Origin of the sequence: Microbacterium sp. Ag1 (genome assembly GCF_001005635.1) — a bacterium.
GTDB lineage: Bacteria > Actinomycetota > Actinomycetes > Actinomycetales > Microbacteriaceae > Microbacterium > Microbacterium oxydans.
The window spans coordinates 39,346-57,234 of record NZ_LBCR01000024.1; the positions used below are offsets into that span (position 1 = coordinate 39,346).

A 17,889-nucleotide genomic window follows, 5' to 3' on the forward strand; every position below is an offset into this window, starting at 1 on the left:
GTGAGGCTCCGCGCACTGATGCCAGCGTCATCACCGGCATGGTCTGAGAGTACGTCCGCTCAACACCTCGCTCAAGCATTCCAAGAGTGCTTGAGCATGTTGCTCAATTTCGCTCGAGAGAGTGCTGCTATAGTTTGGCACTATGCCAGGACTGGACCGCATAGATCTCGAGCTTCTCGCCGCACTCGCCGACGACCCGCGCACGACGATCGTCGCGCTCGCGGAGAACCTGGGGCTCTCGCGCAACACGATCCAGGCGCGGATGGCGCGGTTGGAGCAGAGCGGGATCTTCCTGTCCTACGAACGGTCCTTCTCGCCCGACGTGCTCGGTTTCCCCCTGCAGGCCTTCGTGAGCATCGGGGTCCGTCAGACGGAACTGCCCCGCATCATCAACGAGCTTTCCCGGATCCCCGAGGTCGTGCAGGCGCACGGCCTCAGCGGATCGATCGATCTGCTCGCGCGGGTGGCCTGCCGCGATGCGCGGCACCTCTTCGACACGGACGCGCGCATCCTGTCCATCGAGGGCGTCGAACGCACGGAGACGTCGTTGGCGATGGGTGAGGTCATCCCGTTCCGTGTGGCCGGCCTCATCGGCCTCGCGCGACGGGAATCCTGAGGAATCGGCGAACGGCTCCCGCAGCTTCGGCCGGGGTCTCGTAGTGGATCAGGTGTCCGACGTGCGCGATCTCGACGAGGCGGGCGTCCGGGAACATCGTCGCCAGCTTCCGCTCCGCTTCGATGGGTGTGATGTCGTCCCGCTCGGCTGCGACGAGCAGTGTCGGAACGTCGATCTCGGGGGCGAACTCGCGTACGTCGTGCGAAACGCTCGTGACGAAGGCGTCGCGGAGCACATCCCGATCCGAGAATCGGGAGAAATAGGTGTCGTGCTGGTCGTGGATGAACCGGCGGAGTTCCGGATCCCTCGTCTTGGCCATCGTGATGCTCATCACACGGACGATGATCCGGTTGCGCAGCAGGGCCGTCCCGACCTTCTCGGGGAGCCTGGCGCCGAGAGCGTAGTAGAGGACCGCAAGTCGTGTCATCAGTCCCTTCGGCCCCTCGAGCGCCGGCGCACCGATGGGGTTCAGCAGGATCAGGCGCGGGGTCTGCAGTCCGCGTGCCACGGCGGCTGAGGCCACGATCGAACCGAAGGAATGGCCGAGGATCACGGCACCTGGGGCGACTTCGGCGACGAAGTCGGTGAGCCACTCCGCATACTCGTCGAGATCATGCGTGCGTCGTGGCACAGGGGCAGACTCGCCGAAACCGGGAAGATCCGGCGCGATCACCCGCACCTCGGGCAGGAACGCGAGCACCGGTTCGAGGCCGTGGTGCTCCCCTCGGAAACCGTGCACCGCGACGACGGTGGTGTCTGCGTCGTCGGGGCCGTACGCCCAGTAGGCCGTGGTCCCCCCATGCACCTCGACCTCGCGACGCTGCACGGGAAGGCGACGAAGACGGTCCGCATACGGGGAAGGCACGCTCATACTCCCGAGTCTACGAGCGGCCTCGCGGGTTCTGGTGCATCCCGGATACCTGCACGGCGGAGGCTCAGGCATCGTGGGATACGCTCCTGATCGTGCGCTTTCGAGTGGGATCGACGCGCGTAGCACGAGGAGTAGCCCATGCAGTTCACGTCCACCGATCTGGCCCAGGTGGAGTCCACATGGCAGCAGTACGTTCCGTCGTCGTCGCTGCAGGATGCGGATCCGCGCAGCTTCCGCTTCGACTGGCGATCCGAGGAACTCGGCACCGCGTCCCTGATCGACTACCGACTCACCGCCAAGGTGCACTCTCGGGCAGAACCTCAGGAGCAGCTGCTGGTGTGTCGGGTCGACGCTCCCGATGCGCGTGTCTGGTCGGGACGCGAGTCCCTGGATGCAGGCTCGGCCTGGATGTCCGACGGCACCGAGGTCGAAGCCCGATGGGACCGGACAGCGCGCGTACGGGCGTTCGTGTTCGATCATCGCGCCGCCCAGGCGCGCGCGAGGCAGATCACGGGTGATGACCGACGGGAGTTGCGCACGACGGGGTTCGTGCCGCACTCCCCTGCCGACGCTCGGCGCTGGGAGCGGATGTTCGAGTACGTGGATCAGTCCGTGAACGCGGGGCCGACCGATCATCTGCTCCTCGCCGAACTCGAACGGCACGCCCTGGCGATGACGCTTTCGGCGTTCCCGACCACATTCACCGACTCCCTCAGGCGGCCGGCACAGCGAGCCGGAGCGCCGGCCTCGGTCCGTCGTGCGCTCGCCTACATCGACGCGAATGCGCACCTGGCGATCACCATCGATGACGTCGCCGCCGCGTCTTACATCTCCACACGAGGACTGCAGTACGCCTTTCGACGAGCGTTGGACATGACGCCCGCCGACGCTCTGCGGCGGGCGCGCCTCGACGGGGCGCACCGGGATCTCCGCAACGGCGAGGGCCGATCGGTCGCCGAAATCGCGCGCCGCTGGGGCTTCAGCAACTCGTCTCGCTTCACTGCGGCGTATCGTGACGCCTACGGCGCAGCGCCCGTCCTCGCCTCGTGATCGTGACGCTCGCCTTGTGAACGTGACACTGAGCGAACAGATTGTTCGCTCAGTGCAATGTGGTGCGTCAGGCGCAGGGTGCGCGTCGATTTGTTGGCTAGAGTTCGAATTCCCGGACCACTTCCCGGTCCGTCGAGCACGCCATCGAGGAGAACCATGGCCCGCCCCCTGACCGTCGTGTCCCGCCGCCACTGCTGATGGGCAGCCTGTACTACGGCGACACATCGACGCCGATCTACATCGAGGATCGCGCCTTGGCGCACCTCAAGGTGGTCATCGCCACCAAGCTCCGCCGGAACGAGAGCTTCACCCTCTCCTGGCGTCACCCCGAGGGTGAGGCCCCTGGGCGATCGACCCTCTGGCTCCACCCGTCGATTCCTCTGAGGTTCGTCTTCCAGGAACCGGAGTCTCCCGATCTGAGCCGGAGGTGGATCGAGGAGCTCGCGCACTCGGCGAGTTCGAGCGGCGGCATCGTCCTGGTCGAGGAGCACCTCGAGACCATCGCGCCGGACTGATCACCGCTTCGCAGTGACGGCGTCGGACACTCTGGTGACCGACGCCGTCACTGCGTGTATTCAGAAGCCGGTGTCGCTCACAGGGCGGCGCAACTCACAGGGCCTCGTCGCCGCTGGAGCTCACGGAGCGACGAGTGGTCGGCTCCCCCGTGGCGGGGTCGACGTATGTGCGTGAGACCGTCTCCGTTCGCCGGCGACGCGCGAGCAGCACGATGCCGATGAGGAAGATGATGACTCCCGCTCCCATCAGGATGTAGCCGACCATGTCGAGGTCGACCCAGGGAACGTCGACGTTGATCGCGAAGACGAGGATCGCCCCGATCACGAAGAGCGCGATTCCGCTGCCGATGCTCATTGTTCCTCCTGTCTCTGCGGCGCGGTGCCGCACTCCGGAAGCATGGCGTGGGGTCGCGGCGCCGAGGAGGGGCTTGACATCGGCGCGAACCCTTCTCCTCCGCGGCGCTCCGCGCGTCAGGCGGCGTCGACGGTCGGCTGCTGCAGCCAGAGGTCGGGGCCGAAGACCTCGTAGGCGATCCGCTCCGCAGGTATCCCCCGGCCGATCAGCGTCGCCCTGACAGAGCGCATGAACTCGAGAGGGCCGCACATGAAGACGACCGCGTCGTCCGGGAGCTCGACATTCGAGAGGTCCATCCGCCCGGGGAGCGCGGGGTGGAGGGTCGGGGCCGCGTCCGCCCCGTCCGCGTACCAGTTCTGCGCCTTGGCATCCTTCATCGCGAGCACCTGTCGCCGCAAGGAGGGATACAGCACATGGGCGTCGTGGTTCCGGTCGGCATGGAAGAGTCGGATGGTGCGGTCCGGGGCGCGACGGGACAGATCCTCGACGATTGCGGTGATCGGTGTGATGCCGATGCCTGCGGAGACGAGGACGAGGGGATGCCCGGTGTCATCGAGCACGACGTCACCTGCTGGTTGGGACACATCGAGCACGGTGCCGGGGTGGGCGTGCTCGTGGAGCCAGGTCGAGACCTGACCGTCGGGGACGCCTGCACTGCCGCGGACGCGCTTGACGGTCACGCGCAGCGCATCGCCTCGCGGACCGGAGGAGATCGTGTACTGGCGGGGCTGTCTGGACCCGTCCGGCAGGTCCACCGCGATGGCGACGTACTGCCCCGTCCGATGTGACGCGACGACACCGTCGACAGGCGCGAGGAGGAGCGAGACAACGTCGTCCGACTCGACGACGCGCTCCACCACCCGATGCTTGCGCCACGGATGGGCGGGATCGGTGCCGCCCTGCGCGTACAGCTTCGCCTCTTCGGCGATGAGGGAGCACCCGAAGAGCCAGTAGACCTCGTCCCAGGCGGCTCTGACCTCTGTGGTCACCGCATCGCCGAGCACCGTCTGCACCGCATCGAGGAGGTAGTGGCCGACGATCGTGTACTGGCGTGCCTGGACACCCAGCGAGACGTGTTTGTGGGCGATCCGACTCATGATCGGCGTGAAGTCGGGGGCGTCCGGGTCGATGAGGTGCACGGCGAAGGCGACGACCGACGCGGCCAGAGCTCGCGGCTGCTCGCCGATAGCCTGGTTCGCACGGTTGAACACCCGCAGCAGTTCGGGGTGCGCGGTGAACATCTCCCGGTAGAACAGCGTGGTGATCTCATCCGCGTGCGCGGCTACGACTCCTGCGGTCGCACGTACGACCGCCTCGGACTCCGTTGAGAGCTTCATGACTTCCCTTCTCTTCAGCGTCATGGTCGTTCCACCATCGCCGGACCAGACCGAGTGCGCGCGCCCTTTCACCGGGTTATTTCCGGCCGAAACGCGCCCTCCTCTCTGCCGGCGTGCTTATCCTCGCCCCATGCCCCGTCGAGCCCATGACTTCCGAGGTCTGACCCAACCGCGGCGCCTGCGCCTGCTCCGCGCCATACAGGAGACGCCCGGCCGAGACGCCGGCGCGCTCGCCGAGGAGAGCGGGATCCCGTTGAACACCGCACGTGACCACCTGCGGGTGCTCGAAGACGAAGGCCTGATTCGCAGTGAGCCCGTCAACACCGGCCATCGCGGTCGTCCACCCCTCGTCTTCCACCCTGTGCGTGAGACATCGTCGAGCCAGAGAGCACGGTCACGGGTCGAAGGCGCCGATGTGAGGGGCCGCATGCTCCGCGCAGTGACGTCGGAGAGTCCGCGCCTCGGCGAGCAGGCCCTCCGGCAGGTTGACGTCCTGTACGAGCACCTCGACGATGCCGGTCTGAACCCCGTCGTCGACGAGGAAACGCTCCGATTCGATCTTGCTCCCTGCCGCTACCGCGGCCTGCTCGCCGAAGATCAGGCGCTCGTATGCGCCGTGCATGCGCAACTCGTGCGCGATGTGCTCCGACTGGGCGATGGTCCTCTGGAGATGCGGCGACTCGATCCGTTCGTGACGCCGCATCGCTGCACGCTGCTGCTGTCATCGAGCGAGCAGGGATCCGCTGAGGATCGTGAGTAGGGCGGGTCGGACTTGAACCGACGATCGTTGGGTTATGAGCCCACTGCCTTAACCAGCTTGGCCACCGCCCCGTACGGGTCCCAGCCTAGCGGCCAGGGCGCTCACACCCGCGTCGCCGCCGAGTGCGTCTGCGAGTGTCCGAGATAGATGTCGGCGTTGGCCAGGAGATCCGCTCGCTCCTCTTCGCTGAGCGCTCGACGCACCTTCGCCGGCACGCCGGCGACGAGAGAGCCTGCGGGGATCTCTGCCCCCCCGAGGACGACCGCTCCTCCGGCGATGAGACATCCTTCGCCGATGACGGCACCGCTGAGGATCACCGCCCCCATCCCCACCAGGCTTCCGTCGCCGATCGTGCAGCCGTGCACGACCGCGTTGTGTCCGACCGAGACCTTGGAGCCGATCACCACAGGATGCGCTGCATCGACGTGGACGGAGACGTTGTCCTGGAGATTGGAGCCGGGGCCGATGACGATCTGCGCCGAATCCCCGCGAAGGACGGCGTTGTACCAGACGCTGGAGCCCGCCGCGAGGCTGACGTCGCCGACGATGCGAGCGCCGTCGGCGACGAATGCGGTCGCGTCGACCGACGGCGTACTGTTCGGCAGGGCGAGGATGGAGGCTCCGGACGCGATGCTCATGAGGCGAGACTACCCTCACTTCCGCGGAATCACGCGGAAGTGAGCCGAGCCTCAGCTTGCTTGCGGAATGTCTGACGCTGAGTAGCGTTGTCTTCATCAGATACGAGAAACCGTTCCGGAGGAGCACAAGATGAGCAAGGCACAGACCGTTTCCACCACCGCCATCGACCCGACCGTGGCTGCAGGGGCGGCCCAGTTCCTCTCCCCTGTCGTCCTCGGTCTCCAGGCACTGACCATCAACGGCAAGCAGGCCCACTGGCATGTCCGCGGCGCGAACTTCGTCGGCGTGCACGAGCTGCTCGACACGATCGTCGCCCACGCCGGCGACTTCGCCGACACCGCCGCTGAGCGTATCGTCGCTCTCGGTCTGCCGATCGATGCACGCGTGAGCGCCGTCGCGGAGAAGGCGGGCTCGACGTCGGTCGCGGCCGGCTTCGCACAGTCCGACGAGCTGATCCGCGCGGTGATCTCCGACATCGACGCCATCCTCGTCGACGTCAAGGCCGCTGTGGAAGGCCTCGACGAGGTCGACCTCACCAGCCAGGACGTCGCGATCGAGATCCAGCGCGGCCTCGAGAAGGACCGTTGGTTCCTCGTCTCGCACATCGCGGCCTGATCGCAGACATCGTCTGAACGTGGCAAGGGCGGTCCTCGGTTCTCCGAGGGCCGCCCTTGCTGCACGAGTAACCCATCAGTGCGCGTGTGTGACGTATCCCCCCAAGACGGTGGAGAGCACGCTCATCGAGCGCAGAGCCGGCCCCGTCGACGTCAGCGGGTCCGCCGCACACAGGACGATGTCGGCGGGCTCACCCGGCCGCAGCGAAGTACGCACGCTCGCTTCCAGTGCCTGGTCGACCGTGATCCGCTCTTCCGGATGCCATGCTGCTCGCGCGTCGGCCGTCCGGGACACCGCTGCGGAGATGGCCTGCCACGGATCGAGCGGGGCCACCGGGGCGTCGGAACCGAAGCGCAACTGTGCCCCTGATGCGCGCAGTGATTCGAGGGGATAGCCGATCGAGGTCTGCTCCGACCAGTGCCGGTCCACCAGATCGCGATCATCGACGGCGTGCTGCGGCTGAACGCTGGCGATCACACCGAGGCGAGCGAACCGCGTGAGGTCGGTGTGTCGCACGAGCTGGACATGCTCTATCGATCCGGCTGCGCCCGTGGTGGTGAAGGCATCCAGCGCCGAGGTGATGGCCCTGTCGCCGATCGCGTGGACCGCCACCCCCAGTCCTGCGCCGGTCGCGCGGGTGAGGAGGTCGACCAACTCGTCGGAGGGCACCGTGAGCATGCCGAAGTTGCCAGGATCTCCCGGGTAGGCGTGCGAGCACGCGGCTGTCCGAGTGCCCAGGGAACCGTCTGTGATGATCTTCAGCGGCCCGACGCGCACAAGCCCCGCCCCGCGGGACGGAGTCTCGGTCTGTTCACGGAGTTCACCCGTGCGGAGCCCGGCGTCGATGGCGCGTTCGAGGTCGAACGGGTACACCGCGAACTCGACGCGATGGGAGGCGAAGCCCGCCTGCACCCGTCGCGGCCACGCTTCCGCACTCCACGCCATGTCGAAGTCGACGAGGCCGGTGACGCCTCGAGCCGCGGCCTGCTCCCCTGCCCGCACCATCGCACGGTCACCATGAGTGGCGTCGACGGCATTGAGGCGCCGCGAGATCTCGAAAGCATCGGTCTCGCGCAGCACGCCGTCCTCGCTGCGGAAGCCCTCACGAGCGAGTGCAGCGCTGTTCAACCAGACGCTGTGGACGTCGGCGTTGATGAGGTAGGTGGGAACGCCGCCGGTGGCTGTGTCCAGGAGTTCGAGTGACGGACGATCCGGCCATAGCGCATCTCGGAAACCGGTCCCGACGCGTCGACCGTCCGCCAGCGGGGGAACACCACTCATCGCACCCGCGGCGGCCGCTGCGGATTCCGCGTGTCCGAGCGGCGCGCGCTCCGATGTCAGCGCCCATTGGACGGTGTGGACGTGGTTGTCCCAGAGCCCGGGAACCGCCCAGGCGCCGTCGGCGGCGAGGACGCGGCCGCGGGCGGACAGAGCACCGGTCGGGGCGATGTCGACTATGCGTCCATCGGCGATGAAGATGTCGACCGGTTCGTCGTCCATCAGGAACTCGCGTCCTGGTCCGGCGATCCGCACGGCTGTGATGGTGTCGATGGCGGCGCCGCGTTCGGTCACTGCTGTACCCCTCCTCGGCGTGCGTCCTGCGCGCGCCGCATCTCCGCGGCGAGGGCCGGGTTCGCGTAGGGTCCGTCGCCGGAGAGCTCCTCGATCACCGTCTCGATCGTCTCCGGCGCCTTGTTCTGGCTGAGCTTCCTCTTGGCGACGACTCGTGTCGGTGTCAACCGGAAACCCACCGTTCCCGCGGCCAGCCGCTCCACGTAGGCCGCGTCGTTGGGGCGCTCCCACATGCGTCGCGGTTCCGGCATCAGGGATTCGAAGTGCGCGACGAGGCGGTCGAGCACGACGAGGTTCTCCTCGGCGCTCAGGATCTCGGGAACGCCGGACAGATGGACAGCGGTGTAGTTCCAGGTCGGTACCGCGGGCACATCGCCGTACCATCCGGGCGAGATGTAGCCGTGTGGGCCCTGGAAGGCCACCAGCATCTCTCGGTCCTCCCCCAGCCCGTGGATGAGGTCGTCAGGACGACCCACGTGACCCACGACGGTGAGGTCGTCGTGGGCGTCGTCGAGCAGGACGGCGTAGTGCGAGGCCACGAGCCCCTCCCCGCCAGAGCTCATGATCGTCGCCCAGGGGTTCGCCTCGATCACGCGGCGGATCTCGGGCACATCGGCCAGCGTGAAGCTGGGATTCTGTCGCATTCGATCAGCCTAGATCCGGTGGTGGCGGCGCGGGCGGATCACGCCTGGCAACGCGGGCACCAGTACAGCTTCCGAGCGCCGATCTCCTCCAGCGCGATCTCGGTCCCGCAGATACGGCAGGGCAGACCAGCGCGGTGATAGACCCAGTGACGATCGTCCCGGTTGGCCATGGCGGCGCGGTAGTCCGGGCCGGTCAGACCGTCCATCGTCATCATCTGCCCCGTCTCCACACCGATGGCGAGCAGACGCAGCCAGTCGTGCCAGAGCGCGCGCACGACGTCTTCGGGAACGTCGCGACCCGGCGTGTGCGGGTTCAGCCTCTGCCGGAACAGCATCTCGGCGCGGTAGACGTTCCCGATGCCGCTCACGACCGACTGGTCCATGAGCAGGAGTGCGATCACCGTCGGCTTCTTCCTGACAGCGCGGACGAAACGCTCCTCGTTCTCGACCGGATCGCCGACCAGCGGGTCAGGGCCCAGTTTTGCGACGGTCGCGAGCATCTCCTCAGGCGTCTGCAGGACGCACGCGGTCGGCCCTCGGAGGTCGGCCGCGGTGATGTCGGTCATCAGACGCAGTCGAACCTGGCCGACCACGGGCGGCGGCCACTCCATGCCCTCATCAGCGAGCCCCTTCGTCTGCTCGGACATGCGCACGTGCACCCGCGTGCGTCGGGGCGCACCGATCGAGGACAGCGAGTTCTCCCCCGCATCATCGAGGATCGCGTCCTCGAGGATCGTGCCCCGCTGATTGGTCTGGCCCATACGGCCGTTGGCGGAGGCGATGGTCGGGTCGACGACGATCTCACCGGCGAAGTCCCACGCTCCATACAGGCCGAGATGCACCCGGAGCCACAGGTCGCCTTCCGTCTCCAGGAACATCTGCTTGCCGACCGCCTGCACGCTCACCGCGGCACGGCCGTCGAGCAGGGATGCTCCCTCGGCGAACCGACCCTGCGGGCTGGAAGCGCTCAGCGTCTTGCCGACGAAGTTGCGGTCGAACTGCCGAGCGATCCGGTGGACGGAATGACCCTCGGGCATGTCAGGCCCGCGGGTCCGGGAGCAGTGAGCCGTCGCGTTCGAAGTCGGCGATCTGTCCGATGCGCCGCACGTGGCGCTCGTCGCCCGAGAACGGGGTCGTGATGAAGCGGTCGATGAACGAGGTGACCTCGTCGTACGTGTGCTGACGCGCGCCGATGGAGATCACGTTCGCATCGTTGTGCTCGCGGGCCAGCTCCGCGGTCGAGAGGTTCCAGACGAGCGCCGCACGTACGCCCTCGACCTTGTTCGCGGCGATCTGCTCGCCGTTTCCGGAGCCGCCGAAGACGACGCCGAGCGCCTCGACGCCCGCACGCTGATCGGCGATGACGGCCTGCGCCGCGCGGATGCAGAACGCCGGGTAGTCGTCGACCGCGTCGTACTCGACGGGGCCGTGATCGACGACCTCGTGCCCGGCGGCGCGCAGATGGTCCTGCAGCTGCGTGGAGAAGTCGAGGCCCGCGTGGTCGGTGGCGATATGGATGCGCATGTGTCCCATCCTAGAAGCGCGCGCCGGTCACCGAGAGGTCACGGAGCGACGCCTGCGGCAGCCCGCTTGAAGCCCGCCCGGATGTTCTCGCAACAACCGGGGCGGCACACGTCGAACCCGCCGGGAAGGGAAGTGACGTGAGCGCGTTCCTCGTTGGGACGCCCCTGGAGGCGCTCCTCGATCAGATCGACGATGCCCGCGACGAATGCCGGCGATACGCCGGGGGTCGGAGTACGGGTGAAGGAGAGTCCCGCTTCCTCCGCGGCCTCCGCCGCCTCGGTGTCGAGGTCCCACAGGACCTCCATGTGGTCGCTCATGAATCCCACCGGCACGACGGCGACGGCCTTGCGTCCGCGCTCGGGCAGCTCGCCGATCACGTCGCAGACATCGGGCTCGAGCCACGGCTGCGAGGCGGGACCGGAGCGGGACTGGTAGACGAGCTCCCACGACACGTCGGCGGCCGCCGGGACGGTCTGGCGGACGCGATCCATGACCCACGCGGCGACGGCGAGGTGCTGCGCGGCATAGGCGCCGCCCTCACCCCACTCGATGTCGCGGGCACCCGAGCGCTCGGCGTCGGCGGTGGGGATGCTGTGCGTCGAGAAGAGGATCTGGATGTCCGCGGCTGCGATGCCTTCGGCGAGGAAGTTCTCGATGGCCTCACGGACACCGGTCTCGAACGCCTCGACGAAGCCGGGGTGATCGTAGAACGGGCGGATCTTGTCGATCGTGACGGTCTCGCCCAGGCCGGTCTCCTCCAGGATGCGGGCGAAGTCCTCCCGGTACTGGCGGCAGCTGGAGAACGAGCTGTACGCACTCGTGGCGAAGGCGAGCAGGGTGTTGTGCCCGTTGCTCGACGCCTCGGTCACGACCTCTTCCAGGTACGGCGCCCAGTTGCGGTTGCCCCAGTAGACCGGGAGCGTGATGCCCCGCTCGGCGAGAGCGTTCTGCAGCGCCTCCTTGAGCACGCGGTTCTGACCGTTGATCGGACTCACTCCGCCGAAGTGGCGGTAGTGGTGCGCGACTTCCTCGAGCCGCTCGTCGGGGATGCCGCGGCCGCGCGTCACGTTCCTGAGGAACGGGATCACATCCTCCTGGCCCTCGGGCCCGCCGAATCCGGCGAGAAGGATCGCGTCATAGGCGACCGGTGCGGTCACGAAAGGTGCACCACCGGAGGCAGCAGGCGAGGCAAAGGGGACGACATTCGGCTCGATCGCAGTCACCCGTCCATCCTCCCACTTCTACGGAGTGCCGGAGTGCGCGCGAGCACCGTTTCTATCCGATTCCCCTGCACCGCGATGGAGATCAGCCATTCCCCGCACTGGCGTAGGCTGTCAGGGTTGCCGTCGGCGCCAACTGCGCCCAGCCCCGGTGACATCCCCTCACCCCTGGGAGTACAGCTGTGCCTGGAGAGAACCTCACCCGTATCGAAGCGCAGGAGCGCCGCGACGTCGTCGACACGCAGTCCTACGAAGTCGCCCTCGATCTGACCAAGGGCGCCGAGGTCTTCGGCTCTCGGAGCGTCGTCCGCTTCACCGCCACGCCCGAGAGCTTCACCTTCATCGATCTGATCGCGCGGGAGGTCCGTGAGATCTCGCTCAACGGGGAACAGCTCGACCCCGACGAGGTCTTCGCCGACTCGCGCATCACGCTCGAGGGACTCCAGGCGGAGAACGTCCTCGTCGTGGACGCCGACTGCGAGTACACGAACACCGGCGAGGGCCTGCACCGTTTCGTCGATCCCGTCGATGGCGAGGTCTACCTCTACTCGCAGTTCGAGGTGCCCGACTCACGTCGAGTGTTCGCGGTCTTCGAGCAGCCCGATCTCAAAGCGACGTTCCAGTTCACCGTGACCGCACCGGCCGCATGGAAGGTCGTCTCCAACTCGCCCACCCCCGAGCCCATCGTGCACGACGATGACGTCACCGCCACGTGGGGCTTCGAGCCGACGCCGCGCATCTCCTCGTACATCACGGCGTTGGTCGCCGGTCCCTACGAGTCGACCTTCTCGGAGCTGACGAGCGCCTCCGGCCGCGTCATCCCCCTCGGCGTGTACGGCCGCAAGAGCCTGTGGCAGCACCTCGACGCCGACTACATCTTCGACAAGACCCGCGAGGGCTTCGCCTACTTCGAGTCGAAGTTCGGCGTGCCGTACCCGTTCGCCAAGTACGACCAGCTCTTCGTGCCGGAGTTCAACGCCGGCGCCATGGAGAACGCGGGAGCCGTCACCTTCACCGAGACCTACGTCTTCCGCAGCAAGGTGACGGACGCCGTCAAGGAACGTCGCGTCGTCACGATCCTGCACGAGCTCGCTCACATGTGGTTCGGCGACCTCGTCACGATGAAGTGGTGGAACGACCTCTGGCTGAACGAGTCGTTCGCCGAGTGGGCCTCGACCATCGCCACGGCGGAGGCCACGGAGTGGACCGAGGCATGGACCACGTTCAACGCCATGGAGAAGACCTGGGCCTACCGCCAGGACCAGCTCCCCTCGACCCACCCGATCGTCGCCGAGATCAACGACCTCGAAGACGTGCAGGTGAACTTCGATGGGATCACCTACGCCAAGGGCGGCTCCGTCCTGAAGCAGCTGGCCGCCTGGGTCGGTATCGAGGCGTTCTTCTCGGGCGTCTCGCAGTACTTCCAGAAGCACTCCTGGGGCAACACGGAGCTCAGCGACCTGCTCACCGAGCTCGAAGCCACCAGCGGCCGCGACCTCGGCACGTGGTCCAAGAAGTGGCTGGAGACCGCCGGCGTGAACACGCTGGAGCCGGTCATCGCCGAGGGCCACGACGGCACGATCTCGCGCTTCGCGATCACGCAGACCGCTCCGGCCGACTACCCGACCATCCGTCCGCACCGTCTCGGCATCGGCTTCTACACCCTCACGGACGGCTCGCTCACCCGCACGCACTACCTCGAAGTGGACGTCGACGGCGACCGCACCGAGATCCCCGAGCTGCAGGGTCTCACCCGCCCCGACCTCGTGCTCCTCAACGACAACGACCTCGCCTACGCGAAGATCCGCCTCGACGAGAAGTCTCTGGCCACCGCGATCGCACACCTCGCCGACATCCACGACCCGCTCGCCCGTTCGCTCGTCTGGGGCGCGGCATGGGATCAGACCCGCGACGCCGAGACCGGCGCTTCCGAGTACATCGACCTCGTGCTCGGCAACATCGGGCGTGAGACCGAGTCGACGACGGTGCGCACCACGCTCGCGCAGCTGCGCACCGCGGCGAACCTCTACGTCGCACCGGCCGACCGCGAGGCCGCGCGCCTCAAGGTGGCGGATGGTCTGTGGAGCCTGGCAGAGTCGGCCGACCCCGGCAGCGACAGCCAGCTGCAGTTCGTCACGGCCTTCGCCAACGCTCTGGTCACTCCTGAGCACGCGGGCATCGTCGGACGTCTGCGCTCCGGTGAGGACACGCTCCCCGGGCTGGAGATCGACGCTGACCTGAACTGGCAGCTGCTCGCCGGGCTCGCCACGATCGGCGCGACGGACGCCGCCACGATCGATGCCGCTCTCGCCGCGGACAACACCGCGAAGGGTGGGGAGTTCGCGGCTCAGGCACGCGCGTCCCTGCCGGACTCCGCCTCCAAGAAGGCCGCGTGGGCGTCGTTGATCGAGCGCGATGATGCTCCGAACACGATCGTGCGCTCCGCAGCACTCGGGTTCACCCACCCGGCGGGGGCTGCGGTGCTCGAGGAGTTCGTCCCGGCGTACTTCGACATGCTGCTGCCGATCTGGGAGTCGCGGACCTACCAGATCGCCCAGTACCTGATCGTGGGGCTGTTCCCGACCGCACTGGCGGACATCGCCCTGCGCGACGCGACCCGCGGCTGGCTCTCGGAGCACCAGGATGTCGCCCCTGCTCTGCGACGCCTCGTGCTCGAGAACCTCGCCGATGTCGAGCGCGCCCTGGCCGCGCAGGCCCGCGACGCCGAGGACTGATACCCGAACACCGGCGAAAACGGAGACCATCCGCTCTGATCCCCGTGTGTCCACCAATGACACGCTGCGGTCGGGCCGGATGGTCTCCGTTTTGACGCGGGGTTCCACCCAGCCCGCACAGAGGCCCGCTCGCTAGGATCGGAGGTGATGATTCTTCCCTCCACTGTCACCCAACCGCCCGCCGAGACCCCGCTCCCCGACTGGGTGACGGCGCTGCTCGCCTGGCTCGGCGAGGTCGGCATGAAGGCAATCGCGGTCGCCATCATCATCGTCAGCTGCATCGTGATCGGGCTCGTCCTGCGGCTCGTCATCCGACGTGTGGTGCACCGCATCGTCGACAGCGCGAAGAACAAGGCATCGGTCGACGACACTCAGGCACTCGAGCGCTCTCCGCTCGCGGATATGCGCCTGGTGCAGCGCACACGCACGCTCGGCACCATCCTGCAGAACATCGTGAACGTGATGCTGGTCGTGATCGCGATCGTGCTGATCGTGAACGCGCTCGATTCGAGTCTGCTCGGCTCACTGACCCTCCTGACCGCTGCGGTCGGCGCTGGTCTCGGTTTCGGCGCCCAGAACATCGTCAAGGACGTGCTCAACGGCATGTTCCTCGTGGCCGAAGACCAGATCGGCATCGGCGATGTGGTGGATCTCGGTCTCGCGAGCGGTGTGGTCGAATACGTGAGTGTGCGCATCACCCAGGTGCGTGACGTCAACGGCACGCTCTGGTACGTGCGCAACGGTGAGGTGACCCGGATCGGCAACATGTCGCAGGGGTGGGCGCGCTCCATCATCGACATCGGCGTGCCGGCCGACTCCGACCTCGAACAGGTCGAGCACATCATGCTCGAGACCGCGCAGGGACTGTCGAAGGACCCGAAGTGGCGTACGCGCATCATCGAGAAGCCCGAGCTGTGGGGCTTGGAGTCCATCGACGGAGACGCGCTCGTGGTGCGTATCGTCATCAAAGCCAGGGCCAATGCCAAGGACGACGTGGCCCAGGAGCTGCGTCGCCGCCTGCGTGCCGCCCTCCTCGAGAAGGAGATCGGCGTGCCCCGCATGGTCGACGTGGTGCCGACAGGGCTCGACGGTGCGCGGCGGGTCCGCGGTGCGAATCCGCCCAGGACCCGGCCGAACGCGGTGACCGGCGTGCCCATCATCCCTGACCGGGGTATCTGGCGGCGGAAGAAGCCCAACGACGACGGGAGCACCCAGAAGTGACCTTCTACGACGAGATCGGCGGGCACGAGACCTTCCGGAGGATCGTCTCGGTGTTCTACCGCGAGGTCGCGCTGGACCCCGTCATGAAGCCCATGTACCCGGAGGAAGACCTCGGCCCTGCCGAAGACCGTCTTCGGATGTTCCTCGAGCAGTACTGGGGCGGCCCCACGACGTACGGTGAGACCCGCGGGCATCCCCGACTGCGCATGAGGCACATGCCGTTCCACATCGATGCGGATGCGCGGGACCGTTGGCTTCGTCACATGCGCACCGCTCTCGACGAGGCGCAGTTGTCTCCCCTGCACGAAACCACGCTGTGGGACTACCTGGAGCGCGCGGCCTATGCCATGGTGAACACACGCGAACCTTCCGGGATCGGCGCCGGACCCGGCGGCCGGCCCACGCTCGAGACCCGCTCACGTCAGGAATCAACGGAGACCCCATGACGACAACGCCCCTGTCCGCAGACGTCCTGGTGATCGGATGGGGGTTGGCGGGCCTGGTCGCCGCCGCCGAGGCGCTCGATGCCGGGCGGCGTGTCATCCTGGTGGATCAGGAACCGCGCACGAACCTCGGTGGGCAGGCCTGGTGGTCGTTCGGAGGGCTGTTCTTCATCGACTCCCCCGAGCAGCGGCGCCTCGGCATCAAGGACTCGTTGGAACTGGCGACCCAGGACTGGTTGGGCAACGCCGGATTCGATCGACCGGAAGACGAGTGGCCCCGGCGATGGGCCGAGGCGTACCTGCAGTTCGCCGCCGGCGAGAAGCGCGCGTGGCTCCGTGAACGTGGGGTCGGCTTCTTCCCCGTCGTCGGCTGGGCGGAGCGCGGCGGCTACGGCGCTATCGGACCTGGCAACTCCGTGCCCCGCTTCCACATCACGTGGGGCACCGGCCCGGGAATCGTCGCGCCATTCGCCGCAGCTGTCGAGCAAGGGGAGCGAGAGGGGCGCCTGACCGTGCTCCCCCGCCACCGCGTCTCCGAGCTGCTGGTGACCGACGGAACCGTCACCGGGGCACGCGGGCAGATCCTCGCGACGAGCGGGTCGAAGCGCGGTGAGCCTTCATCGCGCGACGTCGTCGACGATTTCGAGATCACGGCGACAGCGACCATCGTCTCGTCGGGCGGCATCGGTGGAAACCACGACCTTGTACGCGCCGCTTGGCCCGCGCGCCTCGGCACTGCACCGGAGCACATGCTCACCGGGGTGCCCGCGTATGTCGACGGCTCGATGCACGGCGTGAGCGAAGCCGCCGGTGCCCGGCTGATCAACGGCGATCGCATGTGGCACTACGTCGAAGGCATCGCCAACTGGGATCCGGTATGGCCGTCGCACGGGATCCGCATCCTCCCCGGGCCGTCTTCGCTGTGGTTCGACGCGACCGGCACTCGCCTGCCCGTGCCGCTGTTCCCCGGATTCGACACTCTCGGGACTCTCGCTCATCTGCGCACGACCGGGCACGACCACTCCTGGTTCGTCACGTCGCGCCAGATCGTCGAGAAGGAGTTCGCCCTCTCCGGAAGCGAGCAGAACCCCGACCTCACCGGGAAGGACGTGGGCCTCCTGTTGAAGTCCCGCCTGGCGAAGGGGCCCACAGGGCCGGTGCAGGCGTTCCTCGACGAGGGTGAGGACTTCATCGTGGAGAACGACCTCGATTCGCTGCTGGAGCAGATGCAGAGGCACGCTGGCGGCGAGGTGCTGGACATCGACAACGTGCGGCGCGAGGTGCTCGCCCGCGATCGGGAGATGGAGAACGACTTCACGAAGGATGCGCAGATCGGCATGCTCCGTTCCATGCGCAGCTATCGAGGCGACAAGCTCATCCGAACGGCGGCTCCGCATCGCCTTCAGGATCCGGCCGCGGGGCCGCTCGTCGCGGTGAAGCTGCACGTGCTCACCCGCAAGTCGCTCGGCGGCATCAACACCGACCTCCAAGGGCGCGCGCTGAACGCGGTCGGCGAGCCGATCCCCGGGTTGTACGCCGCTGGCGAGGCGAGCGGTTTCGGCGGTGGCGGAGTGCACGGCTACCGTGCGCTCGAGGGGACGTTCCTCGGCGGGTGTCTGTTCTCCGGCCGCATCGCCGGACGGGCTGCGGCTCTGGCCGGATGATCTCGGTCCCGGGCTTTCCGGGTGACCCTCTTCGGGGCATCCATCCTGCTTGTTCGGGGTAACCCGAAGCGGCGGCGGCGGGTCTCGAGTCGTCGCGTCCTGCTCCCT

Annotated in this window: 18 protein-coding genes, 1 tRNA gene and 1 pseudogene; 9 read left to right on the forward strand and 11 right to left on the reverse strand. The window is 67.5% G+C overall.

Annotated elements, in window-relative coordinates:
- Positions 1 to 142: 142 nt before the first annotated feature.
- On the forward strand, positions 143 to 616 hold the full coding sequence (locus AAY78_RS03730; RefSeq protein ID WP_045265266.1) for an Lrp/AsnC family transcriptional regulator: 474 nt from the start codon (positions 143 to 145) through the stop codon (positions 614 to 616).
- On the opposite strand, the gene AAY78_RS03735 is transcribed toward AAY78_RS03730, so the two are convergent.
- Positions 588 to 1,487, reverse strand: coding sequence for an alpha/beta fold hydrolase (locus AAY78_RS03735; protein ID WP_046747019.1), 900 nt, complete (start codon positions 1,485 to 1,487; stop codon positions 588 to 590). The two genes, AAY78_RS03730 and AAY78_RS03735, sit on opposite strands and share 29 nt — an antisense overlap.
- Before the next feature lie 138 nt (positions 1,488 to 1,625).
- Between AAY78_RS03735 and AAY78_RS03740 the strand changes: the two genes are divergently transcribed.
- Together AAY78_RS03740 and AAY78_RS03745 are read left to right on the forward strand one after the other, a co-directional pair.
- Complete coding sequence (locus AAY78_RS03740; protein ID WP_046747020.1) at positions 1,626 to 2,537, forward strand: helix-turn-helix transcriptional regulator; 912 nt, start codon at positions 1,626 to 1,628, stop codon at positions 2,535 to 2,537.
- Between the two features lie 197 nt (positions 2,538 to 2,734).
- Positions 2,735 to 3,052 (forward strand): DUF7882 family protein, encoded by a 318-nt coding sequence (locus AAY78_RS03745; RefSeq protein ID WP_046747021.1) that lies wholly within the window; start codon positions 2,735 to 2,737, stop codon positions 3,050 to 3,052.
- 94 nt (positions 3,053 to 3,146) lie between these two features.
- Here the strand turns inward: AAY78_RS03745 and AAY78_RS03750 are convergent, their stop codons facing one another.
- Positions 3,147 to 3,407, reverse strand: a complete 261-nt coding sequence (locus tag AAY78_RS03750; protein ID WP_046747022.1) for a DUF6458 family protein — start codon at positions 3,405 to 3,407, stop codon at positions 3,147 to 3,149.
- A 116-nt stretch (positions 3,408 to 3,523) separates the two neighbouring features.
- Complete coding sequence (locus AAY78_RS03755; RefSeq protein ID WP_269430545.1) at positions 3,524 to 4,768, reverse strand: globin domain-containing protein; 1,245 nt, start codon at positions 4,766 to 4,768, stop codon at positions 3,524 to 3,526.
- Between the two features lie 106 nt (positions 4,769 to 4,874).
- Here AAY78_RS03755 and AAY78_RS20265 point away from each other — a divergent pair.
- Positions 4,875 to 5,048: pseudogene (locus AAY78_RS20265) on the forward strand (helix-turn-helix domain-containing protein); the annotation flags it as partial.
- 90 nt (positions 5,049 to 5,138) lie between these two features.
- On the opposite strand, the gene AAY78_RS20035 reads toward AAY78_RS20265, so the two are convergent.
- The 3 genes from AAY78_RS20035 to AAY78_RS03775 form a co-directional block, all read right to left on the reverse strand.
- A complete protein-coding gene (locus AAY78_RS20035) occupies positions 5,139 to 5,447 on the reverse strand; it encodes a hypothetical protein (RefSeq protein ID WP_046747024.1) in 309 nt (102 codons plus the stop codon).
- A gap of 54 nt (positions 5,448 to 5,501) precedes the next feature.
- A tRNA-Ile gene (locus AAY78_RS03770) sits at positions 5,502 to 5,575 on the reverse strand.
- A 30-nt stretch (positions 5,576 to 5,605) separates the two neighbouring features.
- Positions 5,606 to 6,142: a gamma carbonic anhydrase family protein gene (locus AAY78_RS03775; protein ID WP_046747025.1), complete on the reverse strand. Its 537-nt coding sequence runs from the start codon at positions 6,140 to 6,142 to the stop codon at positions 5,606 to 5,608.
- 130 nt (positions 6,143 to 6,272) lie between these two features.
- Between AAY78_RS03775 and AAY78_RS03780 the strand changes: the two genes are divergently transcribed.
- On the forward strand, positions 6,273 to 6,758 hold the full coding sequence (locus AAY78_RS03780) for a Dps family protein (protein WP_046747026.1): 486 nt from the start codon (positions 6,273 to 6,275) through the stop codon (positions 6,756 to 6,758).
- A 75-nt stretch (positions 6,759 to 6,833) separates the two neighbouring features.
- Here the strand turns inward: AAY78_RS03780 and AAY78_RS03785 are convergent, their stop codons facing one another.
- The 5 genes from AAY78_RS03785 to AAY78_RS03805 are packed head-to-tail and all read right to left on the reverse strand — an operon-like array spanning position 6,834 to position 11,721.
- Complete coding sequence (locus AAY78_RS03785) at positions 6,834 to 8,330, reverse strand: amidohydrolase (protein ID WP_046747027.1); 1,497 nt, start codon at positions 8,328 to 8,330, stop codon at positions 6,834 to 6,836.
- On the reverse strand, positions 8,327 to 8,974 hold the full coding sequence (locus AAY78_RS03790) for an FMN-binding negative transcriptional regulator (RefSeq protein WP_046747028.1): 648 nt from the start codon (positions 8,972 to 8,974) through the stop codon (positions 8,327 to 8,329). The genes AAY78_RS03785 and AAY78_RS03790 overlap by 4 nt, the downstream gene beginning before the upstream one ends.
- A 38-nt stretch (positions 8,975 to 9,012) precedes the next feature.
- On the reverse strand, positions 9,013 to 10,011 hold the full coding sequence (locus tag AAY78_RS03795) for an Fpg/Nei family DNA glycosylase (protein WP_046747029.1): 999 nt from the start codon (positions 10,009 to 10,011) through the stop codon (positions 9,013 to 9,015).
- A gap of 1 nt (position 10,012) precedes the next feature.
- Positions 10,013 to 10,498, reverse strand: coding sequence for a ribose-5-phosphate isomerase (locus tag AAY78_RS03800; protein ID WP_046747030.1), 486 nt, complete (start codon positions 10,496 to 10,498; stop codon positions 10,013 to 10,015).
- A gap of 38 nt (positions 10,499 to 10,536) precedes the next feature.
- Positions 10,537 to 11,721: a ferrochelatase gene (locus AAY78_RS03805; protein WP_046747031.1), complete on the reverse strand. Its 1,185-nt coding sequence runs from the start codon at positions 11,719 to 11,721 to the stop codon at positions 10,537 to 10,539.
- A gap of 179 nt (positions 11,722 to 11,900) precedes the next feature.
- Between AAY78_RS03805 and pepN the strand changes: the two genes are divergently transcribed.
- The 4 genes from pepN to AAY78_RS03825 all read left to right on the forward strand — a co-directional run bounded on the left by pepN (position 11,901) and on the right by AAY78_RS03825 (position 17,781).
- Positions 11,901 to 14,453 (forward strand): aminopeptidase N, encoded by a 2,553-nt coding sequence (pepN, locus tag AAY78_RS03810; RefSeq protein WP_046747032.1) that lies wholly within the window; start codon positions 11,901 to 11,903, stop codon positions 14,451 to 14,453.
- Between the two features lie 147 nt (positions 14,454 to 14,600).
- Positions 14,601 to 15,674: a mechanosensitive ion channel family protein gene (locus AAY78_RS03815; protein WP_052748635.1), complete on the forward strand. Its 1,074-nt coding sequence runs from the start codon at positions 14,601 to 14,603 to the stop codon at positions 15,672 to 15,674.
- On the forward strand, positions 15,671 to 16,120 hold the full coding sequence (locus tag AAY78_RS03820) for a globin (RefSeq protein ID WP_046747033.1): 450 nt from the start codon (positions 15,671 to 15,673) through the stop codon (positions 16,118 to 16,120). The genes AAY78_RS03815 and AAY78_RS03820 overlap by 4 nt, the downstream gene beginning before the upstream one ends.
- Positions 16,117 to 17,781: an FAD-binding dehydrogenase gene (locus AAY78_RS03825; RefSeq protein WP_046747034.1), complete on the forward strand. Its 1,665-nt coding sequence runs from the start codon at positions 16,117 to 16,119 to the stop codon at positions 17,779 to 17,781. The genes AAY78_RS03820 and AAY78_RS03825 overlap by 4 nt, the downstream gene beginning before the upstream one ends.
- The last annotated feature ends 108 nt before the right edge of the window (positions 17,782 to 17,889 follow it).